We start from the raw sequence: 26,327 nt of genomic DNA, 5'->3' as shown, positions 1-26,327 counted from the left end.
CTCCTGGGGCGGCATTTTTTATGCCTCGCCCTTAAAGTTGTACCTTGCGCTTTACGCTATCAAAGTGCTTACTGCAAAAACGTTACTGGAGGGCATTTATGGCACTAGCTCAGTCCGATCTTCAACCGCAATCAGCGTCCAAGGCCACCATGGCGGCGCAGGCCGCTATCGGTGACGGTCTTGTTGCAGAAGCTCAGGCGTTTGCCAACGAGCTTGCCACATGGCGCCATGATCTCCATCAAACGCCTGAGCTCGGTAACAACCTTCCGCAGACGTCCGCCTTTATCCAGGCGCGTCTGGACGAGATGGATATTCCCTATGCCGTGCTTGTTGACGGCTCCTGTGTCGTTGGCCTAATCGGTGCCGGCGCGGCAGCTGCTGCTCGGGGTAACGGTACGTGCACGGACAAACAGGCCGGTACGGTCATCATGCTCCGTGGCGACATGGATGCCCTACCTGTTGCTGAAGAGTCAGGCGAGCCTTTCGCCTCTACGAACGGCTGCATGCACGCATGCGGACACGATATGCACGCGACGGCGCTGCTTGGTGCGGCGCGCCTGCTCAAGGCCCGCGAGTCCGAGCTTGTCGACGCCAACGCCACGATTAAGTTGCTGTTCCAACCGGGCGAGGAAACCTTTGAGGGTGCCCGCGCCGCCATCGCCGACGGTCTGCTGCAGAACCCGCGTCCCCAGGCCGCCTTCGCCATACATGTCAATAGCCAGTCGCCGCTTGGCCTGGTGCTCTACGGCAGCCCGGCGCTCTCGGGCGTGTACGGTTTTCGCATCACGCTTCAGGGCAAGGGCGGCCATGGCTCGAGCCCCGAGATCTGCATCGACCCCATCACGGCCGGCGTCCATGTGCATCTGGCGCTTCAGGAGCTCATCTCCCGCGAGGTGCCGGCGGCCAAGGAGGTCGCGCTTACCATTGGCAAGTTCGCCGGCGGTCAGGCCGCAAATGTCATTCCCGACACTTGTGTGCTTGAGGGAACGCTGCGTGGCTTCGACGTCGAGCTCATGGAGCACCTCAAGACCCGCATCGCCGAGGTCGTCAACGGCGTGGCCGCAACGTATCGCACGCCGGCGACTATCGAGACGCTTTCGGATGTTCCGCCGCTGGTACTCGACGACGGCATGACGCAGGCGTCGCTTGGCTACGTGGGCGCGGTGCTGCCCAAGGCTGCCTTCCTGCCGCTGTTCCACGCCATGGCGAGCGAGGACTTCGCGTTGATCTCGAGCGAGATCCCGAGTGCGTACTTTACCGTGGGCGCTGCCGTGACTGATACGGACGAGCACTTTGCTCAGCATCATCCCAAGGCACGTTTTAGCGATGCCGAGCTTCCCCTTGGCGCCGCGGCTTATGCCGCCGTCGCTTTGGGCTACATCGCCGACCACCGGTAGCACCCAATCTTGCTACTCGTTCGTTAAAAAGGAGCAGTATGTCCCGGCAGCATAAATTCTTCCCCGGTTGGCTCGTCGTGGCCTCCGGCTTTGTCATCATGGCCACGTGCTACACGATTTTCGTTAACTGCATGAGTCTGTTCCAGCCGCTCATCGTCAGCGACTTGGGCATTTCTCTTGCGCAGTACAACATCTCCAACGCCATCTCCACCGTGGTGAGCGTTATCGGCTCACTTGTGATCGGTCATGTGGCCGATAAAGTGAGCGGTCGCGTTTTGGGCTCCCTCACTGTTATCGCCACCTCTGCCGTTCTTGCCGGCATGAGTTTTGTCGGTGAGCTGTGGCAGGTCTACGTGCTCTTTGCCGTCTCGGGCTGCTTTGCCGTCGCCTCGACCCGCCTGCTCATTAGCCTTGTGACCGCCAACTGGTTTACGGCCAAGCGAGGCCTTGCCATCTCCATCGCACTTTCGGGCTCGGGCTTTGGCGGCGCTATTCTGTCTCCCATCGTGAGCTCGCTTATCGTGAGCGTTGGCTGGCGTTCCGCCTTCCTAGTGCTCGCGGCTATCTGCATGGTGGCGGCGCTGCCCATCACGGCCTATTCCTTCCGCACCAAGCCTTCCGAGATCGGCCTTAAGCCGCTCGGCGAGAACCCGGGCGATCCGTCCGTCTCGACGGCTGGCGACAAGGATGAGCACACGGCGCCTGAGGTTAACGTTGGCTGGTCTCGCATCAAGAAGAGCCCGGCGTTTTGGCTGCTTGTCGTCGCCTTCCTCTTTATGGGACTCGTTAACGGCGCCATCTTGCCCAACCAGGTCACCAACATGACGAGCGTTACCGTCAACGGCGCCAAGATCGTTACGGGCGGCCACGACCCCATGTGGGCCGGTACGGTGCTTTCTGCCTACATGGTCACGGTTGTTATCGCCAAGATTTCGCTCGGCGCCATCTACGATCGCTTTGGTTTGCGCTTTGGCAACGTGCTGGGTTCCGTTGCGTGTATTGTCGCCTGTGTGGCGCTGTGCTTCCCGACGACGGACCTTGGTCCTATTGTGGCCGCTGTGAGCTTTGGTATCGGAACGTGCATGGGCACCATCACGCCCACCATTGCCGCGTCAAAGCAGTTTGGCATGGCCGACCTCGGCAAGGTCACGGGCACCATTACCTCGCTCGAGATGGTCGGCGGCACCGTGGGCGCCATCGTTTCGGGCGTGCTGTTCGATGCCACGGGCTCTTTTGCGAGCACCTGGATTGTGTGCCTGGCGTGCTCCGTGGTCATGCTCGTGTTCCTGCTGGCATCCGAGCCCATCGCCGCCAAGCTGCGCGCGAGCGTGGCGGGGGAGTAAGCACGCTGCCGCGTTTGCCGGCTCACCCTGCTCTGTCCGCGGCGGTCTTGGGAGCCGAATGGATGCTCGTACCATCATTCGGTTTCCAAGGTCGCCACGGGCCTACGAAATGATCCGTTTTCCTCCGTCCCCAACAGATCACGTGATCCGAAGGGGACGGAGGAAAACGGATCACAAACAGCGGCGGCGCGTCTGGCCGAACGAGTCCCCATACCCTCGTTCGGTCAGACGCGCCGCCGCGTTGCTGCTTTGTGCCGTATAATGTCCTGTACCTATGACGCGATACAAAAGAAAGGTGTTTGCCCATGCAGGCACAGAAGGCGGAGGGAACCCGCGACCTTATCGGCGCCGAGATGCGCGCTTGGCAAAAAATGCAGCAGATTGCGGCCGGCGTATTCGAGCCGTTTGGCTTTAAGCCCATCGAGACGCCCGCCATCGAGCAGGTGGACGTGTTTGTCCACGGCATCGGCCAGTCGACCGACGTCGTGCGCAAGGAGATGTTCCGCGTGTTTAGCGGCGCCAACCTGGAGCGCGTCTTTACCGAGGGTACCGATAGCAAGCTCAAGCCCAAGCAGCGCCTGGCGCTTCGTCCCGAGGGCACGGCCGGCGTGGTGCGCGCCGTCGTGGAGAACAACTTGGTGCCTCAGGGCTCCACGCCGTTTAAGGCCTACTATGCCGAGGCCATGTTCCGCGGCGAGCGTCCTCAGAAGGGTCGCCTGCGTCAGTTCCACCAGGTGGGCATCGAGTGGCTCGGTGCTCCCGATCCGGCGGCAGACGCCGAGTGCATCATTATGCTCATGGAGTTCTACAAGCGCCTGGGCTTCGATCTTTCCAAGCTCCGTCTGCTCATTAACTCGATGGGCGATGCCCAGTGCCGTCCGGCCTATCGCGAGCAGGTTAAGCAGTTCATTCTCGACCACGCCGACGAGATGTGCGACGAGTGCCGCGAGCGCGCCGAGCTTAATCCGCTGCGCGCCTTCGACTGCAAGAACGACCATTGCCGCGAGATCATGGCCGAGGCCCCGTTGATGGGTGACAACCTGTGCGACGAGTGTCGCGAGCACTACGAGCAGGTCAAGCGCTATCTGGATGCCGCTGGCATCGAGTATGTCGAGGACCCCACCCTGGTGCGCGGCCTGGACTACTACACCCGTACCGTCTTTGAGGTCGAGGCTCCCGGCGCCGGCGTCGGTTCCATCGGTGGCGGCGGTCGCTACGATGGCCTGGTTGAGCTCGAGGGCGGCAAGCCCACGGCCGGCGTCGGCTTCGCCGTCGGTTTTGAGCGCGCCCTGTTGGCCCTGCAGGCCTTTGGCAGCGACCTGGGCGCCGATGAGGCCCCGTGTGTCTACGTCGCCAATGCCGGCAAGGAACTGCGCCAGAACGTGTTTGCCATTACGCAGCAGCTTCGCGCCGCAGGTATCGTGACCGAGGCAGACTATCAGGGCCGTTCGCTCAAGGCCCAGTTTAAGCAGGCCGACAAGGTGGGCGCCAAGCTCATTTTGGTCTTGGGCGGCGACGAGCTTGCTGCCGGCAAGGTTAAGGTGCGCGACATGCAGAGCCATGACGAGGTTCTCGTCGATTTGGCCAATGTGGTCGAGGCGGTTCGCGAGCGCCTGTAGCGCATCTTTTTGAGCTGCGGGCCTGCTAACGTGCCCTGCTCATGGAGAACGATTGTTACGGGGGTGTTTCGCTTTTATGCGGAATGCCCCCGTTTGTATATGCCGCCTACCGAGAAATACGACCATTTAGGGCAAAAACCCTTGCAATGCAGAAAATACTTTTGTGTGGTAAAGCGCAATCAGCGTCGAAAGTTTTTGCCGAGTGCCTATAATGGATACCGCATGTTACGTGCATAGAAGGAGGAATGGGAGGAAACGTGGCTGAGAACCCAAGCAACCAGTCTGTACCCGAAGCCGCGGCGCGTGTCGCTGCCGTGGTCAACCGCCTCGTTAACCGAATCGGCTTGAATGCCGAGTCCAAGGAGCGTCTCGCCGAGATCGAGATCCCCGAGGAGCTGCGCGACAATCTGGCGCTGTTCTTGCGCCTGGAGCGCCGTGTGCTTAGCGAGTATGATCCCGAGATCGCGGACCTGTTCGACAAGATTTTGACAGCCGAGATTGTGGCCAATGCCGGCAACCCCGGTAGCCGTGCTGCCGACGAGTCCGTCGACGAGCAGGGCGTGCCCACTGCCGACGAGCCCACCGCCGTGGCGTTTCGCGAGGTTGTCGATATGATCGACAGCCTGCCGCTCGATAAACAGCAGGTTATCGTCCGCGCCTTTACGAGCTTCTTCCATCTGGCAAACCTGTCGGAGGAGAATTACCGTGTGGCGCAGCTGCGCGAGCGCGAGGCCGGCGCATCGACCGATACCGAGGTCGATCCTGCCAACGAACTCACCGTCGCCTATCACCAGTTGGTAAACGAGATGGGTGTCGAGGGCGCCAACGAGCTGCTCGGCAAGCTCGAGTTCCACCCTGTCTTTACCGCACATCCCACCGAGGCCCGTCGTAAGGCCGTCGAGGGCAAGATTCGCCGTATCTCCAACCTGCTGGAGGAGCGTCCGCGTCTGGGCGGTTCCGACCTGGTGGAGAACGAGCGCCATATGCTGCAGGAGATCGACGCCCTGGTGCGTACGAGCCCCATCGCGCTCAAGAAACCCACGCCGGTCGAGGAAGCCGATACCATCATCGACATCTTCGATAACACGCTGTTCGACGTTATTCCCGTCATCTATCGTCGTTTTGATGACTGGGTGCTGGGCGATAAGGCCGGCACCGTGCCGCCGCTGTGCCCGGCGTTCTTCCACCCCGGCAGCTGGATCGGTTCCGACCGCGACGGTAACCCCAACGTCACCGCCAAGGTGAGCCGCGAGGTCGCTGCCAAGTATTTCACCCATATGGTGCTCAAGCTCGAGGACAAGTGCCGCCGCATCGGCCGCAACCTCACGCTCGAGGCCACCTACAGCAAGCCGTCTGCCGAGCTCATCAACCTGTGGAACCATCAGGTCGAGATGAGCACTCAGTACACCGCACGTGCTGAACTAATCTCCGAGCACGAGCCGCATCGCGCCGTCATGCTCGTCATGGCCGACCGACTCAACGCCACCGTGCGTCGCATCACCGACACCATGTACCACAGCGCCGATGAGTTCCTGGAGGACCTGCGCGTCGTCCAGCGCTCGCTGGCCGCCTGCGGTGCCGTCCGTGCTGCCTACGGCCCGGTCCAGACCATCATCTGGCAGGTCGAGTCCTTCGGCTTCCACATGGTCGAGATGGAGTTCCGTCAGCACTCCGTGGTGCACGCCCGCGCCCTCAAGGATATCCACGAGAACGGTATCCATGGTGATCTGCAGCCCATGACGCGCGAGGTCATCGATACCTTCCGCGCTATCGGCTCCATCCAAAAGCGTTACGGCAAGAAGATGGCGCACCGCTACATCATCTCGTTCACCAAGAGCGCCCAGCATGTGGCCGACGTCTTTGAGCTTGCCCACCTGTCCTTTGCGCATGAGGAGGATGTCCCCGAGCTCGACGTGATCCCGCTGTTCGAGCAGCTCGAGGACCTCGAGGGCTGCGTCGACGTGCTCGACCAGATGCTTACGCTGCCCGTGGTGCAAAAGCGCCTTGCCCAGACCAACCGTCGCATGGAGGTCATGCTGGGCTATTCCGACTCCTCCAAGGATGCCGGTCCTACCACGGCTATGCTCGCGCTGCACTCCGCACAGGAGCGTATTGCCAAGTGGGCCGAGAAGAACGATATCGATCTGGTGCTCATGCACGGTCGCGGCGGTGCCGTGGGCCGTGGTGGCGGCCCGGCCAACAAGGCCGTGCTGGCGCAGCCCAAGGGTTCGGTCAACTGCTTCTTTAAGCTCACCGAGCAGGGCGAGGTCATCTTTGCCCGTTACGGTAACCGCACGCTGGCTCAGCGCCATGTTGAGTCCGTTGCCGCTGCAACGCTTTTGCAGTCGGCCCCGAGCGTCGAGAAGACCAACACCGAGACCACGCAGAAGTTCTGGGATATGGCCGAGAAGCTCAACGCTGCAAGCCACGAGCGCTATCTGGATCTGCTGAACACCGAGGACTTTACACCGTGGTTCTCGACCGTGACGCCGCTGACCGAGGTCGGTCTGCTGCCGATCGGCTCGCGCCCGGCCAAGCGCGGTCTGGGTGCCAAGTCGCTCGACGACCTGCGTACCATTCCGTGGATTTTCAGCTGGAGCCAGGCTCGCATTAACCTGGCCGCTTGGTACGGTCTGGGTACCGCCTGCGAGCAGCTGGGCGATCTTGACCAGCTCAAGGCTGCCTACCAGGAGTGGCCGTTCTTCCGCACGTTCATCGACAACATCGAGATGTCGATCGCTAAGACCGACCAGCGCATCGCCAAGATGTATCTGCACCTGGGCGATCGCCAGGATCTGTCCAAGAAGGTCTTCACCGAGATGCAGCTCACGCGTAAGTGGGTCCTTGCCATCGTCGGTGACGAGTGGCCGCTACAGCGCCGTCGCGTGCTTGGCTGCGCCGTTCGCGTGCGTAACCCCTATGTCGACGCCCTGTCCATCGCTCAGGTCCGCGCCCTTCGCGAGGTGCGTATGAACCAGGACGAGATGGCCGAGGAGAAGAAGGCCGAGTACATGAGCCTGATTCTTTCGACTGTGACCGGCGTCTCGGCAGGATTGCAGAACACGGGGTAATCGATAACCCTGTAGTCGTCCGGGTCCGCCATCAGTTTACTTTTAGGCACGTCCTCGGACATGCAAGAAGCCCTCGCTGCGCACTTCGTGCGGCGAGGGCTTCTTGCGTCCTGCGGAGTGTGCCTAAAAGTAAACTGATGGGGCCCTACGATGTCCGGTCTTCGGCGGATTACTGCTGGGGAAAAGATAGCGCGCTTCGCGCGTTTTGGATGGGGTCTGTCTCGGCGGCGCGTTTGGCGCTTCTCGCCTTGCGACTGTAGCGCCCGCGGTCCTCATTGGGACCACGGCCGTTTTGTTATGGGTCAAATATGAACGTTGTGTTAATGAGTCGGTGGACGGTGGTGTTTTTCGGTGAGCGGCGTATCCTTCCAACGGTTTGACTAGTGTGTCAGTTGAAAGGAAGAGGGCGCTCGTCAATGTTTGAATGTGAACTACCGTTTGACCACAAGACGTTGCATCTGGAGCTCGAGGACAAGAACTTCGCGGGTGTGATGGAAGGTCATCAAAACGAGTTTAAGACTACAAAATCGCAGGAAGAGCTGGTAGAGGAGTCGCTTGCCAACCCTTATGGCTCGCCTTCGCTCGAGGAGCTTTGTGCTGGCAAAAAGGATATCGTAATTATCAGCTCTGACCATACGCGTCCCGTTCCTTCGCGTGTGACGATGCCTATTCTGCTGCATCACATTCATGCCGCTGCGCCCGAGGCCCGTGTGCGTATTTTGGTTGCTACGGGTATGCACCGTCCGTCGACGCACGAGGAGCTCGTCAATAAGTATGGCGAGGACATCGTTGCCAACGAGGAAATCGTTATGCATGTCGCGACCGACGACAGCATGATGAAAAAGATCGGCACCCTGCCTTCTGGTGGCGAGTGCATCATCAACAAGATTGCGGCCGATTGCGATCTGCTGCTTGCCGAGGGCTTTATTGAGCCGCACTTCTTTGCCGGTTTCTCTGGTAGCCGCAAGTCCGTCCTGCCTGGCATCGCCAGCTACAAGACCATCATGTACAACCACAACGGTCAGTTTGTGAACGATTCCCACTCGCGTGCCGGCAACCTGTGCCACAACCACGTGAGCGAGGACATGTTTGCCGCCGCCGAGATGGCTCACCTTGCCTTTGTGCTCAACGTGGTGCTCAACGGCAAGCACGAGGTCATTGGCTCCTTTGCCGGCGACATCCACAAGGCGCACGAGGCTGGCTGCGAGTTCGTGAAGAGCCTTGCCGGCGTTGAGCCCGTCGAGTGCGAGATCGCCATTACCACTAACGGCGGCTACCCCCTCGATCAGAACATCTATCAGGCTGTGAAGGGCATGTGCGCTGCCGAGGCCACGCTTCCCGAGGGCGGCGTGATCATCGACGTCGCCGGTTGTGCCGACGGTCACGGCGGCGAGGGCTTCTATCACAACATCGCCGACAACGATCCGGCAGAGTTTGAGCGCGCCTGTATCGATCGTCCTAAGGACGAGACCCTGCCCGATCAGTGGACGAGCCAGATCTTTGCCCGCATCCTGGCGCATCACCCCGTGATCATGGTCACCGACCTGTGCGATCACCAGATGCTCAAGGATATGCACATGACGCCGGTCAACACCCTCGAGGAGGCGCTCAAGCTCGCCTTTGAGATGAAGGGTGCCGACGCCAAGGTCGCCGTCATCCCCGATGGCCTGGGTGTTGTCGTCGCGCAGCACTAGTGCGCGGCTTAAACGAATCGTTTATAACCGACAAGAAAGATAAGGTTTTATGCTTACCAAACTCCTCTGCGAATTCGGCGCGACGGCCCTCATGATCGTCTTTGGCGTGGGCGTGCACTGCGATACCGTGCTCAAAGGCACCAAGTATCAGGGCTCCGGCCATATGTTTGCCATCACCACCTGGTCTTTTGGCATCTCGGTCTGCCTGTTTGTCTTTGGCGGCGCCGTGTGCATGAACCCCGCTATGGTGCTTGCCCAGTGCATCGTCGGTCTGGTGCCGTGGGGCAACTGCATCCCCTTCATGCTTGCCGATATGCTCGGCGGCTTTGTGGGTGCCGTGATCGCTTGGTTTATGTATGCCGATGAGTTCAAGGCTTCCGAGGGTGTCGTCGATCCCATTGCCCAGCGCAACATCTTCTCGACCAACCCCACCACCGAGGGTACGAACTATGCCCGCAACTTCTTCTGCGAGGCAATCTGCACCTTTGTGTTCATTAGCGCCATCCTTGCTGCTGCTAGCCGTGCTGGTGAGGACGTTTTGATGCTCGCCATCTGCGTCGGCCTGATTGTCTGGGCCGTTGGCATGGGCATGGGCGGCATCACCGGCTTCGCTATGAACCAGGCACGTGACCTTGGTCCCCGCCTTGCTTATCAGGTGCTGCCGATTAAGAACAAGGCTGACAACAACTGGAAGTATGGTCTGCTTGTTCCTGGCATCGCGCCGTTTGTCGGTGCTATTGTCGCCGCGCTGTTTGTGCACGGTTTCTTGGGCATGTTCTAGTCGAAGGACGGCTCTATAAGGTTCGGGCTCGGCAAGGGTTTACTTTCCAACGCGTCCTCGGACATGCAAAAAGGCTCGCTGCGCACTTTGTGCGGCGAGCCTTTTTGCGTCCTGCGGAATGCGTTGGAAAGTAAACCCTTGCCGAGCCCTGGGCATTCTTGGCTGTGTTCGAACAAGCAACCCAACATATATATCTGAATTTGGATGTGAGGGGCGCTTTGTTTTTGGGTGCCCTTACAAGAAAGCGTGACTTGGGGATGGGATGGGCACTTTGCTTTTTAGTGCCCTGAGATGGGGGCGAGACTTTGGAATGAGAGGCTAACTTAGGTGAAGAGGGGCTGTATGGCTGATAGGTAGTCTTTGGCTACGTCGGCTTTGTCTGCTTGGAAGTTGTGCCAGGCCCACCATTGGACCATTCCTACGAAGCTTGAGGCTATGTGGTGTAGTAGGAAACTGCGGTCCATGGTGCCGGCGGGGCCTGCGGGGTCGACGGGGACGGTTTCGGCTGCGCGCGACATGATGGTCTTGCGGAGACAGTCGGCGAAGACGCGTGAGCCGGCGCCGGCTACGAGGGCTCGAACGCCCTGGCGGCGTTCCCAGAGATTGTTGAGGATATGCTCGACCTGCACGAGTGGGTCGTCGAGCGGTGTGCCATCGTCGTCAAGAGCGTGGGTGCAGATGTCGCTCACGAGTTCGGACAGTAGGTCGTCTTTGCTCTTAAAGAGACCGTAGAATGTCGCGCGGCCTACGTGAGCGCGAGCGATGATGTCGCCGACGGTGATCTTGCCGTAATCTTCCTCGCGCAGGAGCTCGGAGAACGCCGCAACGATGGCGGCGCGGCTTTTTGCCTTGCGGGCATCCATGGCTATGCGTCCGCGTGAACGAGCAGGCAGCGGAGCGTGCCGGAGCAACCCTCGTAGGGGCGTTTGCCGGCGCCGTAGCCGACAGCTTCGATGCGGTAGCGTGAGGGCAGTTGGTCGGACGTACGCAGGGCGGTGACGATGGCGGCGCCTGTGGGCGTTACGAGCTCGCCAGCGACCGGTGCAGGCGTGAGAGCGATATTGCCCGCCTGGCACAGGTTGACGACAGCGGGGACGGGAATGGGCATGAGGCCGTGTGCACAGCGGATGGTTCCGTGGCCCTCGGAGAGCGACTCGACCACGATGTCCTCAATGCCCAGGTCATCGAGGCAGATGGCGACAGAGCAGACGTCGACGATGGAGTCGATGGCGCCCACCTCGTGGAACATGACGGTCTCGGGCGTTTTGCCGTGAGCCTTGGCCTCGGCAGCGGCGAGTGCGGTAAAGATGGCGAGGGCGCGACGCTTGGCGCCATCGCTTAGCTGCGAGCCATCGATAATGGCGGTGACGTCCGCCAAAGACCGGTGGTGATGGTGGTGGGCGTGATGATGCCCCTCGTGGCCATGGCCGTGGATCTCATGGTCATGGTCGTGTGTGTGCTCGTGCTCATGCTCGTCATGGTCATGATGATGGTGGTGCTCATGCTCATGCATATGCTCGACAGCTGCTTCGTTGCCGTAGAGCCAGGCCATATCGTGGTCGTGGTTCTCGAGCTCCTCTGCCAGCTGAACGTCAAAGTCGCAGGCGTCGATGCCGTGCTTGTTTACGCGCGTGACGGCGATCGAAAAGCCATCGACCGGCAGCGTGGCGAGCTGTTCGCGCAGCTGCTCCTCACTGGCATCCAGGTCGAGCAGGGCCGCAACGGTCATATCGCCGCTGATGCCCGAGGTGCCGTCGATGATAAGCGTGTGCTGATGGTTGGACATGGGATGCTCCTTAGCGGGCGCAGGGCGTGCCGGCGCTCAGATGATTGATAAGACTTGCCTGGTAGGCGGCACCAAAGCCGTTGTCGATATTGACGACCGAGACGCCGCTGGCGCAGGAGTTGAGCATGGCGAGCAGCGCGGCCACGCCACCAAAGTTCGCGCCGTAGCCCACGCTGGTGGGAACGGCGATGACCGGGCAACTCACCAGGCCGCCGATGACGCTCGCCAGGGCGCCTTCCATGCCGGCGATGGCGATGACCACCTGCGCCTGGGCAAGTTCCTCGGCATGCGCAAGCAGGCGGTGCAGCCCGGCGACGCCCACGTCGTAAAGGCGATCGACTTCGTTGCCATAGAACTCGGCCGTCAACGCGGCTTCCTCGGCGACGGGCAGGTCGCTCGTGCCGGCGCAGGCGACAACGATGCGTCCGTTGCCGGTAGGGGAGGGCTTGCCGCCCACGAGGGCGAGCTGCGCGTCCGGGACATATCCCAGGTCGATGCCGTTGCCGAGAAGCTCCGAGGTGCGGGCGGCCTTTTTGGCGTCCAGGCGCGTGACCAGGATGCGCTCCTGGCCGGCATCGCGCAGCGCTTTGATAATGGCGGCAATCTGATCGGCGGTTTTACCGGCACCGTAGACAACCTCGCCGGCTCCCTGGCGCACCCCGCGCGAAAGATCGAGCTGCGCAAAGCCCAAATCGGCGGTCGGAGCCGTCTGGATGCGCGTGAGGGCGACGGCCGGGGTGACTGCCCCGCCGGCAACATCGCTCAGTAACTGCTCAAGATCTCGCTTATCCATATATGTTCCCTTCGACGGCGCAAAGTCTAGCACTCAAAGGGTATGTTTCCGAACATTAAGACAAAATTGTTCGGAAACTATAGGACAGACTGATTCAATTGTTAGACGGATCGACTAGTCACGCAGGATGATGTCCATGGCGAGCATCAGATTGCGCTCGTCGATGGCAAACGGGGCGGCCTCGCGCGTCTTGGGCTTGGCACAAAACGCGATGCCCGTGCCCGCGGCCTGAATCATGGGGATGTCGTTGGCACCGTCGCCGATCGCGACGGTGTGGGCCATGTCGACGCCGCACTCAACTGCCCAGTCCAGCAGCTGGATGAGCTTGGACTCCTTGGTCACAATGTCGGCAGCCAACTTACCGGTGAGCTTGCCGCCTACGACCTCCAGACGGTTGGCCAGGCAAAAGTCGATTCCCGCGGCGGCCACGATCTTGTCGGCAACCTCGTGGAAGCCGCCACTTACGACGCCGACCTTCCAGCCCTTGCTGTGCGCCGAGCGCACAAGCTCCAGCGCGCCGGGGGTAAACGTCACGCGCTCAAAGGTGCGCTCGAACACGCTCTCGTCCAAGCCGGCAAGCAGCCCCACGCGCTCCTCGAGCGCTTGCTTAAAGTCAAGCTCGCCGCGCATGGCGCGCTCGGTGATCTGCGCCACTTGCTTGCCCACGCCGGCTTCCTCGCCCAACAGGTCGATGACCTCCTGGTTGATGAGCGTGGAGTCGATATCCATAACGATGAGGCGTGCAGTCATGGCGGGCCTTTCCAAGTGCAGTTGTATTGGGGCACATTGTCGCACGTGACGAGCGCGGGCGGGTGTCACGGCGCGTCAATTGTTTCGTCTCCGTCAAGTCTTTGGGCAGGAGCCACTTTTTCGCGGCACATCGACGCGAGTGCGATAAGATAGAACGCCATGTCTGGCTGCGCGGTTTACGCAGGCTGGGCAAATCTGTACGACGCCGCCCGGAACGACACGGGGCGGCACAGATCCATAAAGGAGGATCACTGGTATGAGCCAGACCCGTCCCATCGATGAGCATTCCATGCACACCCGTACCTGCGGCGAGCTTCGCTTCGAGAACGTGGGCGAAGAGGTCACCCTCACCGGTTGGGTGAGCCGTCGCCGCGACCACGGCGGCCTTATCTTCTGCGACCTTCGCGACCGTGAGGGCATCACGCAGCTCACCTTCGACCCCGAGCACTCCGACGGCGACGCCTTTAAGATCGCCGAGACCATGCGTCCCGAGTGGCCCATCAAGATTCACGGCGTCGTGCGCGCCCGTGGCGAGGAGACCACCAACACCAAGCTCGCGACTGGCGAGATCGAGGTCCTGACCGACCACGCCGAGGTGCTCAACACGTCCGTCACCCCGCCGTTCCAGATCGAGGACGGCATCGAGACCAGCGAGGACACCCGCCTGCGCTATCGCTATCTGGACCTTCGTCGTCCCGAGATGATGGCCAACCTCAAGCTGCGCTCCGACTTTACCTTTGCCATTCGCGAGGCGCTGCACAACCGTGAGTTCATGGAGGTCGAGACGCCCTCCCTGTTCAAGTCCACGCCCGAGGGCGCCCGCGACTTCATCGTCCCCAGCCGCATCCAGCCGGGCAACTTCTACGCCCTGCCGCAGTCCCCGCAGCTCCTGAAGCAGCTGCTTATGGTCGGTGGCGTCGAGCGCTACTATCAGGTTGCCAAGTGCTTCCGCGACGAGGACTTGCGTGCCGACCGTCAGCCCGAGTTCACCCAGGTCGATATCGAGATGTCCTTCGTGGACCAGAACGACGTTATGAGCGCGCTCGAAGAGGTTCTTGCCGATGCCTTCGGCCGCATGGGTGTCGAGATGCCCACGCCGCTGCGTCGCATGAACTACTGGGAGGCCATGGACACCTATGGCTCCGACAAGCCCGATACCCGCTATGGCATGCACTTGGTCGACCTGACCGACATCTTCGCCAACTCCAAGTTCAAGGTCTTTGCGACTGCCGCGAACGAGGAGGGCTCTGTCGTCAAGGCCATCAACGCCAAGGGCGCCGGTGCCTGGGCTCGCGCCAAGATCGATAAGCTTGCCGGCGTGGCTTCCACGTTTGGCGCCAAGGGCCTTGCCTGGATCGCCTTCCGCGAGGACGGCTCCATCAACAGCCCCATCGTCAAGTTCTTCTCGGACGAGGAGATGGCTGCCCTGCGCGAGCGCATGGACGTCGAGCCCGGCGACCTTGTGATGTTCGCCGCCGGCCCGCGCCTGCTCTCCGACGAGATCCTGGGCGGCATGCGTTCCCACATGGCTAACGCGCTCGAGATCAAGCGCGAGGGCCACGACTTCTTGTGGGTCGTCAACTTCCCGCTGTTCCACTGGGACGAGGACCGCAAGGCTTACGCTGCCGAGCACCAGCCCTTCACCCTGCCGACCGAGACCGACATCGCCAAGATCGAGGCCGACCCGCTGGCAGCCGGTTCCTGCACCTACGACTTTGTCATGGACGGCTTTGAGGCCGGCGGCGGCGGTATGCGTATCCACAACGCCGAAATGCAGATGTCCATGCTCAAGCTCCTGGGCTTTACCGAGGAGCGCGCCGAGTCGCAGTTCGGCTTCCTCATGGAGGCTCTCAAGTTTGGTGCGCCCCCGATGGGCGGCTTCGCCCTGGGCCTGGACCGCGTGTGCATGCTGCTCACCGGCTCCGACTCCATCCGCGACGTCATGGCGTTCCCCAAGACGGCCAGCGGCTCCGACCTCATGTCGGGCGCCCCGAGTGCCGTTTCCGGCGCCCAGCTCAAGGACGTCAGCCTGCGCCTGATGTAGGCAAGCGGCTACATATTGCCCGTAACGAGGGAAGGACACGTGCCTTCCCTCGTTTTTTATACGTCGAGATTGTGAGGGCATGGGATGACCGGGCGTTGCGGAAAGTGCGTCCCGGAATCTGCGTCCAGAACGGGTCGCGCTTTCCCAAAGGGGGTCCTCTGGGAAAGCGCGACCCAGAATTCGGCAAAATAATGGGGCACAGTTTCCGCTTGAGCGGTCTAACGGAAACTGTGCCCCAGAATGAGCGCTCAAAACGGGGCAGGCTTTCCGCAACAACTGTCTGGCGAAAAGCCCGGCCCAGTTTCCTACAGCGAGTCTCTCTGAACGAGCTGCATGTGCATCACGGAGGTGGTGGGCTCGGCGCCCTTGATCATGTCGAGCGCAATGTTGGCGGCCATGTGGCCTTCTTCGCGCAGGGGCTGGCGGACGGTCGTGAGTGCGGGGACGCAGCGCGCCGCAATCTCGTGATCGTCGAAGCCGACGACAGAAACGTCCGCCGGAACGGATAGGCCTGCCTCGTTGAGTGCGGTGATGACGCCAGCCGCGATACGGTCCGATCCGCAGAGCACGCCATCGAAAGCAATCTCGCGCGCGAGGATCTGGTGCATGGCCTGATAGCCGTCTCCGCTGTTCCAGCCGGTATAGATAACGTTTGCGTCTGGGAGGTCTTCGCCCAAGACGGCGCGGTAGCCGCGCAGGCGGTCGACAACAGCGGGGTTGTCTTGCGGTCCCAACACGGCGACGATATCTTTGCGCCCGCGCTCCTTCATGGCGAGTGCCGCAAAGCGTCCGCCCTCTTCGTCGTCAGAGTAGACCGTCGAGAACACATCGCGATAGGGGTGACCCTCGAGCTGGCCGCACAACACGGTGGGCACGCCCAGCTCGCGCAGTACCTCGAGCAGTTCGCTGCCCTTGTAGGGGGAGACGTTGATTACGGCGTCGAACGAGCGGCGCTCAAAGTGCTCGCGTGCGCGGTTGCGCTCATGCGTAGAAGACGCCTGCAAGATAACGGGCAGATAGGATGACTCCGACAGTTCTTCGGTAATGCCGCTCAAAAACTCGCTATAGGTGGGGTCGCTGAAGAGTTCACTCAGGGGCTCGGTCACGAGCACGGCGATGATTTCCGTGCGTCCGACAGCGAGCGCTCGGCCACGAGCGTTGGGGACAAAATTGACTTCCTTGGCCGCTGCGCGGACGCGCTTTTTGGTTTCCTCGCTAATGCGGGGCGAATCGTTGAGGGCGCGCGATGCCGTGGAGCGCGACACGCCGGCAGCTGCGGCAACCTCGGCAAGCGTAGGTGCGGTGCGAACTGGTTGGGTCATGGCGTCTCCTGGAAAATGCGGTCGATGTTGTCATTGATACGGGCTGGTGCGGATACAGCTTACTATAGTGCGCCTGAACAGCGTTCATGATATCCGGCCACTGGTGGCATTTCACGTTCAAGCTGCTGTTGAACATGGCTTGCACGGGTGGGGCATAGATGGGCGCGGCCGTTGTCAGCCGCCTGGGAATGCTGTTTTGCGCTGAGTTTCGATACTCAGGGTGACATAAGTGTCGTGGTTGTACAACCGGTTGCACCGTTAATCCGACAAAATCGACCGTTCGGCGGACAACCGGTTGCACAGATTTTTGTACCGCCCGTAAGATAAGGACAACCGGTTGCACAAAGAAGCACTACGATGACGAAGGAGCATCACCATGGACGCCATTAACGATTGGGAAAACCAAGCGCTCACCCACAGGAACCGCCTGGCACCCCATGCGTACTTTATGGGTTATGAGGCCGCCGATCTCGCCGCTACGTACAGCCGCGAGCTGTCGCGCGGATTTGTCCAGCTGTCCGGCTCGTGGCAGTTCCGCCTTTTTGAGGGCCCCGCGGCCGTCTCCAACGAAGCACTTTGCACGTACAAGCCCGAGTGGGATCACGTGGAGGTTCCGCACCTGTGGCAGGTAGACGGCTATGGCAACCTTGCCTACACCGACGAGGGTTTTCCGTTCCCGGTGGATCAGCCGTTCGTTCCCTCCGACGACCCTACGGGCGTCTACCAGCGCATCGTCAAACTTCCCGCCGTGCCTGCCGGCGCTCGCGAGATTATTCGCTTCGACGGTATCGAGAGCTACGGCGAGCTGTATGTCAACGGCAAGTTTATCGGCATGACCAAGGGTTCGCGCCTGTCCGCCGAGTTTGACGTGACCGACGCGCTCGTCGAGGGCGACAACCTGTTTGCGGTCAAGGTTCTGCAGTACAGCGATGGTAGCTACATCGAGGACCAGGACATGTGGTGGGCATCGGGCATCTTCCGCGATGTGTACCTCATGCAGCGTCCCGCCGCGCATCTGGTCGACTTTAGGTTCCGCACGCACCGCGAGGGCGATGCCGCTCTGATCACGCTCGATACGGTTGCCGAGGGCGCAAGTCGCGTCGTGTATACGCTCAGCGATGGCCAGAATGTGGTCGCTACGGGCGAGTGCGTCGACGGCCATGCCGAGTGCAGCGTTGCCGATGCCCACTTCTGGAACCCCGAGGACCCCTTCCTCTATGACCTTACGCTTGAGGTCTACGACGGCGACGAGGTCAGCGAGTACGTTCCGCATCGCCAAGGCCTTGCCGAGGTGACGGTCGAGGGCAATCATATCTACCTCAACGGCACCTACTTTAAGATGCATGGCGTCAACCGCCACGACCACGACGATCACAAGGGCCGCGCCGTGGGTCTCGAGCGCATGCGCCGCGACCTGGAGCTCATGAAGCAGCACAACATCAACGCGGTGCGCACGTCCCACTACGCCAACGATCCGCGCTTCTACGAGCTGTGCGACGAGTACGGCATCATGCTGGTCGCCGAGACCGATATGGAGAGCCACGGCTTCGAGAATATCGGCAATATCGCCCTGGTCACCGACGACCCTGCCTGGGAGCCGGCTTACGTTGACCGTGTTGAGCGCCTGGTGATGCAGGAACGCAACCACGCGTGCATCATCATGTGGTCGATGGGCAACGAGAGCGGCTATGGCTGCAACATCCGCGCGATGTACGCCAAAGCTCACGAGCTCGACGGTCGTCCGGTCCACTACGAGGAGGATCGCAACGCCGATACCGTCGACGTCATTTCCACCATGTACTCCCGCGTGTCGCAGATGAACGACTTTGGCGAGCATCCGTTCCCCAAGCCGCGCATCAACTGCGAGTACGGCCACTCCATGGGTAATGGTCCCGGAGGCCTGTCCGAGTACCAGGAGGTCTTCGATCGCTGGGATTGCATCCAAGGCCAGTTTATTTGGGAATGGTGCGACCACGGTTTGGCTGCTGTGACCGAGGACGGCGTTGCCTACGACATGTATGGCGGCGACAACGGCGATTACCCCAACAACAGCAACTTCTGCATCGACGGCATGGTGTTCCCCTGGCAGCAGCCGAGCCCGGGCCTTACCGAGTACGGCCAGGTCATCTGCCCGGTTCGCATGGCCTACGATGCCGAGGCGGGCGAGCTGACCGTCACCAACAAGCGTTGGTTTACCACCCTCGAGGATGTCTGCCTGTCGGCGGAGACCCTGGTGGACGGCGACGTGGTCTGCCGCAAGACGCTCATGCCCGGTGCGGTTGCCCCCGGCGAGTCCGTCCAGCTTCCGCTGGTGATTCGCGAGGCCGCAGTGGGCGAGACCCTGCTGACCGTGCACGCCTACACCATGGCGGCTCACGCCTGGTGCGAGCCGATGTTCCAACTGGGTGCAAGCCAGTTTGCCATCGCAAACCATCCGGCGCCGGCAATTGCCGCCCCCACTCGTCCTGAGCTTACGGTCGAGGAGACCGAGCAGGAGATTCGTATTCGCTCCCTCAACGGCGAGCTGACCTTCAGCAAGGTCAACGGTACCGTGAGCGAGTGGAAGGCATCCGGTCGCGACGTCATGACCTCCGGTCCCCAGGTTGGTTTTTGGCATCCGCTCGTCGATAACCACGCCCAGGAGTACGACTCCCTGTGGAAGGATAACTTCATCGATGTGATGCAGACGTCTACCCGCAATGTTTCTTGGAAGCAGGACGACAATGCGGTTGTCGTTACCGTGAGCCAGCGTATCGCTCCTCCCGTCCGCGCGTTCGGCATGCGCGTCGAGCTCGTCTATACCGTGCTTCCGAGTGGCCGCGTCGACCTCAAGGTTTCCGGCGAGCCCTACGGCGACTATTCGGACATTATCCCGCGCATCGGCATCTCCTTCGAGGTCCCCGGTTGTGATCGTGCCGTCGAGTGGTATGGCCACGGCCCGGGCGAGAACTATCCGGACTCGCTGCGCGCCAACCCGGTCGGTCATTACCGCACTACGGTCGACGACATGTTCACGCCCTACGTTATGCCCCAGGACTGCGCCAACCGCGAGGGTACCCGCTGGGTCGCCCTGCGCTCCAGCCACGGTGACGGTCTGGTCGTGACGCGTCCGAGCGACGCCGCTTCCAATCCGTTCTCGTTCTCCGCATGGCCCTATAGCTGCGAGGCTATCGATAATGCCAAGCATGTCTACGATCTTGTCCCGGGCGACACGGTTACGGTCAACATCAACGACCAGCTGCTCGGCCTTGGCTCGAACTCTTGGGGTTCCGAGGTGCTCGATTCCTATCGCACCCGTTTTGAGAGCTTCAGCTTTGAGGTGTCCCTGCGACCGCTGACGTCTGCCGATCTGGCTCAGGCGCTGGCACCCATTAAGGAGGCATAAGTCATGCATATCTTTAACTCGCGTGCCGATTTCGACGCCCAGATGAAGTCCGTCAAGAAGTGGATGCGTACCGGTCAGGCACTCGACGGCGTTTCTGAACTGCAGCACGATGTGGCGTACTCTATCGGCGACTCGCTGGTGTATTGGTGGGTGAACGCCCACGAGGCGGCTACTGCCGATCTGGTCGGTCACCGTCGCTACCATGCCGTGCTCGCCCCGCTCGACGGCAATCTGACCGTTGAGGTGGCTTCCAAGGCCGATCTTACCTGTACGCGCGCCTACAGCGATATCGATGATCGCGAGCGCTTTGAGGGTACGGGGGAGACCGTGACGATTCCCACCGGCGGCGTTGCCGTCGTCGAAATTGACGAGGCCTACCGTGTCGTGGCCGATGCCGCGGATCCCCGCGTCGTGGTGCTGCACGTGACAGTCGAAGGTTATTCCTTCCCCAACAAGTAGTATTCGTCCGCCTGGACGTTTGCTTCGCGCCGTTAAGGGGGATGGCTTTGTTGACTCCCTTTTCCCCATTCCCCTTAGCAGGTGCGCCGTCCGTGTTTGCACTTGCAGCTCGGACGGTTTTAGATGACATTTAACAGATGATTGGGAGGGCTTATGAGCTCTGAAAAACGAGGAACGATTGGTTCGTTCGCTCTGCTGGGCATGACGGTCGCCGCCGTGTTCGGTATCAAGAACATCATCAACAACAACGCGGCCATCGGCTTGGCAGCTGCGCCGTCGTTCTTCTTCGCCACGCTTTTGTACTTTGTCCCCTATACCCTGGTTACCGCCGAGTTCGTCGGCCTCAACAAGGACTCCGAGTCTGGCGTGTACGCATGGGTTAAGACCTCGATGGGTGGTCGCTGGGCGTTCCTGACGGCATTTAGCTACTGGTTCGTTAACCTGTTCTTCTTTGCGTCCGTCCTGCCCAACGTCATCATCTACGCGAGCTACGTGTTCTTTGGTGCCAACGCCGAGCTTTCGCAGCTGTGGATCACCATTATCGAGATCGTCGTCTTTGCTATCGCCACGTGGGTTTCGACCAAGGGCGCTAAGTGGATCGGCTCCATTTCCTCCTTCGGTTCGACCGCGGCTCTCGGCCTGACCGCCGTGTTCATCCTGCTGTCCCTGGCTGCTGCCTTTGGCGGCGTTGAGTTCGCTACGGCTCCTACTCCCGCTAACATGGCTCCCGACATGAGCAACTTCGCAACTGCGTGGGGCTTCTTCGGTACGCTTGCCTGGATCATCCAGGGCGTTGGCGGCGCTGAGTCTGTCGGCGTGTTCCTTAACGACCTTAAGGGTGGCGTCAAGGCCTTCGTGCGCACCGTCGTTATCGCCGGCCTGACCATCGGCCTTCTGTATGCAGGCGCTTCGCTGCTGGTTAACCTGTTCATCCCCGAGGGCGGCGTTGCCATCTCCACCGGTATCTTCGACGTATTCGGCGCTGTCTTTGCCCACTTTGGCATTCCCATGGAAGTGTCTACGCGCGCCATCGGCTTGATCCTTCTCGCCGCCACGCTGGGCTCCCTCATGATGTGGACCTCTGCTCCCATCAAGGTTTTCTTCACCGAGATCCCCAAGGGCGTCTTTGGTAGCAAGATCGTCGAGCTCAACGAGCATGGCATTCCTGCCCGCGCTGCTTGGCTGCAGTTCGCCATCGTCGTCCCCATCCTGATCATTCCGGCCCTGGGCTCCGGTAACCTCGACGACCTGCTCATGATCGTTACCAACATGACTGCTGCCACCGCTCTGCTCCCACCGCTGCTGATTTTGCTTGCCTACTTTATGCTGCGCAAGAACTTTGACGCCGCTCCCCGTGGCTTCCGCATGGGTTCGCGCCGCTTTGGCCTGGTCGTTGCCGCATTCCTGCTTGTGGTCTTCTGCTTCGTGCTTATCTGCGGCACCATTCCGCTCGATCAGCCGCTGTGGCTGACGCTGGTCTACAACGTTGGCGGCGTGGTTGTCTTCTTGGGCCTTGCCGTGATGTGGTACAACCGCTACATCAACCGCCTGCGCGAGACCGATCCCGAGGCCGCCGAGAACGAGCTTCGCCCTTCCGTCCTCGATATGATGGAGTAGCGGCTAGGATTAATCTACGGCTGTGGAATAAATCGATTCCCTTTCCTAAGGAGGGGCCTTACGAGGCCCCTCCTTTTGTGTTTTGGGGCATGGTTTTGGCCCCCGTGGTCAAAAAATGCCAAATATGAGTACTGTTGCAAAAGAAGTGCCATATTTTTCGGCCTGCTCTGAGCGAAAATGGGCTCAAAATCGATTTATCTAACTCCCTTTAAAGGGCGTTTGACGGCTTTCAACCTCTTCGAATCGCTCAAGCTAGGCAATTTGCTCTCGATTTTGCTGCTACTAAATTTGTGACAGTACTCATATTTGCCACTTTTTGACCACGGGGTATCCGGAGGGGCCCTCGATAAGCATCTAACGCTACAATAACTACCACGTGGCTGGGTTTGCCGGCCGAATGTGTGATGTCGTGGGAGGGGACATGGTCGAGTTTACAAAGACGATTAAAGATCCGTTGGGACTACACGCCCGCCCGGTTGCGCTGCTCTATGACATCATTGCCAAGCACCGTAGCGACGTGTCGGTCAGCATCGGCGACCGCCATACCGACGGTCGCGATGTCATGGGCCTCATGGCTCTCTACGGCGAGTGCGGCGAGGACATCATCTTTCGCGTTTCGGGCGTAGACGAGGCTTCCTGCGTTACGTCGATCAGAAACCTCTCGCTCTAAGCATGACAGGGCGCGGCAAAGGACAGCTCTTTGCCGCGCCTTTTTGTTTCATATAGGAAACTTTTTCGAAATCTGAATAGGGACCCTTTCCAAAAAGTTAACCACGTGCTAGTTTACTAAAGCGAACATAGACGTGGTTAACTTTTATCGCGTCGATGTTGAGGACGAACTGACGTTAGGAGCCACTCATGTCTTGCGGACCGCAGATGCCGGCCATGCCGCTTTCGATGGTAAAAGCGGGCGAAACCGTGCGCGTGTCTCGTGTAAAGGGCAATGAGGACATGAAGCACCACCTCAAGGACCTCGGCTTTGTCGAGGGCAACGAAATCCACGTGGTGAGCTCGAGTGGCGCCAATATCATCGTCACGGTGCTGGGCGCACGCTTTGGCATCGATTCCAAGGTTGCCATGCACATCATGACCGTCGGTTAGTCCGCAGCATTTCATAAAAACTGAAAGGGGGACAAGAGGATGAAGACGTTGGGTGACGTTAAGGTGGGCGAGAGCTCTACCATCGTCAAGCTTCACGGTGAGGGTGCGCTTCGCCGTCACCTTATGGACCTGGGGCTCATCAAGGGCACTTCGTTCAAGGTCGTGAAGGTTGCACCGCTCGGTGATCCGGTCGAGATCAACGTGCGCGGCTACGAGCTTTCCATCCGCAAGGAGGAGGCTGCCGTCGTCGAGGTCCAGTAAGGGCTCGCGGCGCATATATCTGCAGATAAAGTTAGGTTTTTCTAACTTAATGCAGCATCTTTGAAGCACATTATCCAGCCTGCGCGGAGAAAGCAGCGCAGGCACACAAGGAAGAAGGATTGAATGGCGGATTCTCAGATCCATGTCGCGCTGGCGGGTAACCCCAACTGCGGCAAGACCACGCTTTTCAACCTGATCACCGGCGCCAACGGCTACGTTGGCAACTGGCCCGGCGTCACGGTTGAGAAAAAGGAGGCCAAGCTCCTAAGCGACAAGAACGTTACCATCACGGACCTCCCTGGCATCTACTCGCTTTCCCCCTACAGCCCTGAGGAGCAGTGCTCGCGCGATTACCTCATGAGCGGCGAGCCCGATGTCGTCGTCCAGGTGGTCGACGCCACCAACCTCGAGCGTAACCTGTACCTGGCGCTTCAGGTTATCGAGACCGGCCTGCCCGTGGTCGTTGCCCTCAACATGGCCGACCTGGTCGAGAAGAACGGCGATAAGATCGACACGGACAAGCTCTCCAAGAAGCTCGGTTGTCCGGTCATGATGATCTCGGCCCTTAAGAACAAGGGCATCAAGGAGCTGTTCGAGCAGGTCAAGAAGTCCGCTGCTTCCAAGGGCCAGGTGCCGGAGCACAAGTTCGATTCCTCCATCGAGGACGTTCTGGACCACATCGAGAACAATCTGCCGGCGAGCGTTCCCGCCAACAAGCGCCGCTACTACGCTGTCAAGCTGTTCGAGCGCGATGCGGACGCCTGCAAGCTCATCAACCTCACCAAGGAGAAGGCCGCTCGCGTCGAAGGTCTGGTCGCTCAGTGCGAGCAGGACTGCGACGATGACGCCGAGTCCATCATCACCGGCGAGCGTTACGGCGTGATTGCCCACATCATTGACGAGTGCCTCACCAAGGCTCCGGCAAAGATGAGCACCTCCGAGAAGATCGACCGCGTGGTTACCAACCGTATCCTGGGCCTGCCGATCTTTGTGGTCATCATGTTCTGCGTGTACTACATCGCCGTTTCTACCTTGGGCGGCACGGTGACCGACTTCACCAACGACCAGCTCTTCGGTACCGACGGTTGGTACGTGCTCGGTCAGGGCCGCGACGCCTACGACGCGGCCGTCGAGGCTGCGGGCGACAATGCCGACTCGGTCGACCCGGCACAGTACGGCCCCTATGTTCCTGGTATTACCACCATGGTCCACGACGCCCTTGTGGCGGGCGGCACCGAGGACGGTGGCCTGGTCGATTCGCTGGTCTGCGACGGCATCGTCGGCGGCCTGGGCGCCATCTTCGGCTTTGTCCCGCAGATGTTCCTGCTGTTCGTCATGCTGTCCTTCCTGGAGGACTGCGGCTATATGGCCCGCGTCGCCTTCATCATGGACCGCGTGTTCCGTCGCTTTGGCCTGTCCGGTAAGTCGTTCATCCCCATGCTCGTATCCTCGGGCTGCGGCGTCCCCGGCGTCATGGCCACCAAGACCATCGAGAACGAGAAGGACCGCCGCATGACGGTCATGACCACCACGTTTATTCCCTGTGGCGCTAAGCTGCCGATCATCGCCCTGCTCATGGGTTCCATCATCGGCGATTCTTCCACCACCGCCGCGTGGATCAGCCCGCTCTTCTACTTCCTGGGCGTCTTTGCCGTCATCGCTTCGGGCCTCATGCTCAAGAAGACCAAGCTCTTCGCCGGCCGCCCGACGCCGTTCGTTATGGAGCTTCCCGCCTACCACTTCCCGGCGATCCGCTCTTGGGCGCTGCACGTGTGGGAGCGCTGCTGGGCCTTTATCAAGAAGGCCGGCACGGTCATCTTCGCGTCCACCGTCGTTGTTTGGTTCCTGTCCAACTTTGGTAGCTACAACGGCACGTTTGGCTTCCTGCCTGCTATGGAGGGCATCCCCGAGGAGTTCATGGACTACTCCGTGCTTGCCATGCTGGGCAACCTGGTCGCCTGGATCTTCGCCCCGCTCGGCTTTAGCACCTGGCAGGCAACTGCGCTGACCGTCTCGGGCCTTGTCGCTAAGGAGAACGTCGTCGCCACCGCCGGTTCGCTGCTGTCCGTCGCCGACGCCGGCGAGACCGACCCGAGCCTGTGGACCGCGTTCGCCGGCATGTTCCCGACTATGGGCGCTTGCGTTGCCTTTGGTGCGTTCAACCTGCTGTGCGCTCCGTGCTTTGCCGCCATGGGCACTATCCGCAACCAGATGGATTCCGGCAAGTGGACCGCCATCGCGATCGGTTACGAGTGCGCCTTTGCTTGGGTCATTGGTCTGTTCATCAACCAGTTCTACAACCTGTTCGTTCTTGGACAGTTTGGTATCTGGACGGTTGTGGCCATCGTGCTGCTGGTTGCGATGCTCTTCCAGATCTTCCGTCCCATGCCTAAACATGCTTGGACCGACGAGGACGAGACCAACACTGCTTCCGCCGCAGTTTCCGCTTAAGTCCGAATAAGGATTAGCCCCTTTCCATGAGCCCGGGTGTCCCAGCGACACTCGGGCTTTTTGGTGCAATGGGGGACAGATTGCTTTGCTCCAGAAGTAAGATGTGGCGTTTCCGCAGATAAAACCGACCAAAACAAACCTGTCCCTTTTTGGCAGGTGGAAGATGGGGTAAAGTAAGTGGTGGTTAACTAGAGGAGGCTTACTATGGCACCTATCGATATTGTTGTGTTGGCTGTTATCGGCATTGCGTTTGTCGCCGTGTGCGTGCGTATCTACCGAAAGGGCACCTGCGCCGACTGCGCCCAGGGTGGCGTTTGTACGGGGCATTGCTCCAACAAAAAGACCTGCGCCGCACTTAAGGGCGTAGACAAAATCGCCGAAGACTTGGGCCGCGGTATCAAATAAAGGTCCAGGCACCCAAGCGCCTCGCGAGCATCCGTTCGCGGGGCGCTT

At 60.4% G+C, this 26,327-nt stretch carries 20 protein-coding genes; 15 read left to right on the top strand and 5 right to left on the bottom strand.

Features of this window, described 5'->3' with window-relative positions:
- The first annotated feature begins 98 nt into the window (after positions 1-98).
- The 6 genes from DW136_RS00370 (at position 99) to larD (ending at position 9,905) form a co-directional block, all read left to right on the top strand.
- Positions 99-1,397 (top strand): M20 family metallopeptidase, encoded by a 1,299-nt coding sequence (locus tag DW136_RS00370; RefSeq protein ID WP_199580120.1) that lies wholly within the window; start codon positions 99-101, stop codon positions 1,395-1,397.
- Between the two features lie 38 nt (positions 1,398-1,435).
- Positions 1,436-2,740: an MFS transporter gene (locus DW136_RS00365; protein ID WP_117583388.1), complete on the top strand. Its 1,305-nt coding sequence runs from the start codon at positions 1,436-1,438 to the stop codon at positions 2,738-2,740.
- Positions 2,741-3,045: 305 nt separating this feature from the next.
- Positions 3,046-4,359: a histidine--tRNA ligase gene (gene hisS / locus DW136_RS00360; RefSeq protein WP_117583387.1), complete on the top strand. Its 1,314-nt coding sequence runs from the start codon at positions 3,046-3,048 to the stop codon at positions 4,357-4,359.
- A 314-nt stretch (positions 4,360-4,673) separates the two neighbouring features.
- Positions 4,674-7,430 carry a phosphoenolpyruvate carboxylase gene (locus DW136_RS00355; RefSeq protein WP_369831552.1) on the top strand — a complete coding sequence of 919 codons (2,757 nt, stop codon included), beginning with the start codon at positions 4,674-4,676 and terminating at the stop codon, positions 7,428-7,430.
- A gap of 416 nt (positions 7,431-7,846) precedes the next feature.
- Complete coding sequence (gene larA, locus DW136_RS00350; protein ID WP_117583385.1) at positions 7,847-9,124, top strand: nickel-dependent lactate racemase; 1,278 nt, start codon at positions 7,847-7,849, stop codon at positions 9,122-9,124.
- Between the two features lie 49 nt (positions 9,125-9,173).
- The gene (larD, locus tag DW136_RS00345; RefSeq protein WP_117583384.1) at positions 9,174-9,905 is read left to right on the top strand and encodes a D/L-lactic acid transporter LarD; all 732 of its coding nucleotides are present in this window, start codon (positions 9,174-9,176) and stop codon (positions 9,903-9,905) included.
- A gap of 323 nt (positions 9,906-10,228) precedes the next feature.
- Here the strand turns inward: larD and DW136_RS00340 are convergent, their stop codons facing one another.
- From DW136_RS00340 to serB, 4 genes are all read right to left on the bottom strand, one after another.
- Positions 10,229-10,768, bottom strand: coding sequence for a TetR/AcrR family transcriptional regulator (locus DW136_RS00340; RefSeq protein WP_117628965.1), 540 nt, complete (start codon positions 10,766-10,768; stop codon positions 10,229-10,231).
- A 2-nt stretch (positions 10,769-10,770) separates the two neighbouring features.
- Positions 10,771-11,691, bottom strand: coding sequence for a LarC family nickel insertion protein (locus DW136_RS00335; RefSeq protein ID WP_117583382.1), 921 nt, complete (start codon positions 11,689-11,691; stop codon positions 10,771-10,773).
- Positions 11,692-11,701: 10 nt separating this feature from the next.
- Positions 11,702-12,484, bottom strand: coding sequence for a nickel pincer cofactor biosynthesis protein LarB (gene larB, locus DW136_RS00330; protein WP_117583381.1), 783 nt, complete (start codon positions 12,482-12,484; stop codon positions 11,702-11,704).
- 114 nt (positions 12,485-12,598) lie between these two features.
- Entirely contained in the window at positions 12,599-13,234 is a 636-nt protein-coding gene (gene serB, locus DW136_RS00325; protein WP_117583380.1) for a phosphoserine phosphatase SerB, read from the bottom strand.
- A gap of 256 nt (positions 13,235-13,490) precedes the next feature.
- Here serB and aspS point away from each other — a divergent pair, with 256 nt between their 5' ends.
- Positions 13,491-15,278, top strand: a complete 1,788-nt coding sequence (aspS, locus tag DW136_RS00320; RefSeq protein WP_117583379.1) for an aspartate--tRNA ligase — start codon at positions 13,491-13,493, stop codon at positions 15,276-15,278.
- 305 nt (positions 15,279-15,583) lie between these two features.
- Here the strand turns inward: aspS and DW136_RS00315 are convergent, their stop codons facing one another.
- A complete protein-coding gene (locus DW136_RS00315) occupies positions 15,584-16,600 on the bottom strand; it encodes a LacI family DNA-binding transcriptional regulator (protein WP_117583378.1) in 1,017 nt (338 codons plus the stop codon).
- A gap of 376 nt (positions 16,601-16,976) precedes the next feature.
- Here DW136_RS00315 and DW136_RS00310 point away from each other — a divergent pair, with 376 nt between their 5' ends.
- The 8 genes from DW136_RS00310 to DW136_RS00275 all read left to right on the top strand — a co-directional run bounded on the left by DW136_RS00310 (position 16,977) and on the right by DW136_RS00275 (position 26,279).
- Positions 16,977-19,985 carry a glycoside hydrolase family 2 TIM barrel-domain containing protein gene (locus DW136_RS00310; protein WP_117583377.1) on the top strand — a complete coding sequence of 1,003 codons (3,009 nt, stop codon included), beginning with the start codon at positions 16,977-16,979 and terminating at the stop codon, positions 19,983-19,985.
- Between the two features lie 3 nt (positions 19,986-19,988).
- Entirely contained in the window at positions 19,989-20,444 is a 456-nt protein-coding gene (locus DW136_RS00305; RefSeq protein WP_117563669.1) for a hypothetical protein, read from the top strand.
- 153 nt (positions 20,445-20,597) lie between these two features.
- Complete coding sequence (locus tag DW136_RS00300) at positions 20,598-22,061, top strand: amino acid permease (protein WP_117583376.1); 1,464 nt, start codon at positions 20,598-20,600, stop codon at positions 22,059-22,061.
- A 421-nt stretch (positions 22,062-22,482) separates the two neighbouring features.
- Positions 22,483-22,731, top strand: a complete 249-nt coding sequence (locus DW136_RS00295) for an HPr family phosphocarrier protein (protein WP_022094361.1) — start codon at positions 22,483-22,485, stop codon at positions 22,729-22,731.
- Positions 22,732-22,919: 188 nt separating this feature from the next.
- Positions 22,920-23,162, top strand: a complete 243-nt coding sequence (locus DW136_RS00290) for a FeoA family protein (RefSeq protein WP_022094360.1) — start codon at positions 22,920-22,922, stop codon at positions 23,160-23,162.
- A 39-nt stretch (positions 23,163-23,201) separates the two neighbouring features.
- Positions 23,202-23,423, top strand: coding sequence for a FeoA family protein (locus DW136_RS00285; RefSeq protein WP_006234774.1), 222 nt, complete (start codon positions 23,202-23,204; stop codon positions 23,421-23,423).
- 123 nt (positions 23,424-23,546) lie between these two features.
- A complete protein-coding gene (locus DW136_RS00280; RefSeq protein ID WP_117628963.1) occupies positions 23,547-25,874 on the top strand; it encodes a ferrous iron transporter B in 2,328 nt (775 codons plus the stop codon).
- 204 nt (positions 25,875-26,078) lie between these two features.
- Positions 26,079-26,279 carry a hypothetical protein gene (locus tag DW136_RS00275; protein ID WP_035136858.1) on the top strand — a complete coding sequence of 67 codons (201 nt, stop codon included), beginning with the start codon at positions 26,079-26,081 and terminating at the stop codon, positions 26,277-26,279.
- The last annotated feature ends 48 nt before the right edge of the window (positions 26,280-26,327 follow it).

The sequence above is a fragment of the Collinsella sp. AM12-1 genome, from assembly GCF_003472325.1.
Taxonomy (GTDB): Bacteria; Actinomycetota; Coriobacteriia; order Coriobacteriales; family Coriobacteriaceae; genus Collinsella.
Note: the sequence above shows the minus strand (reverse complement) of the source record. Positions and strands in the feature narration are given on the sequence as shown.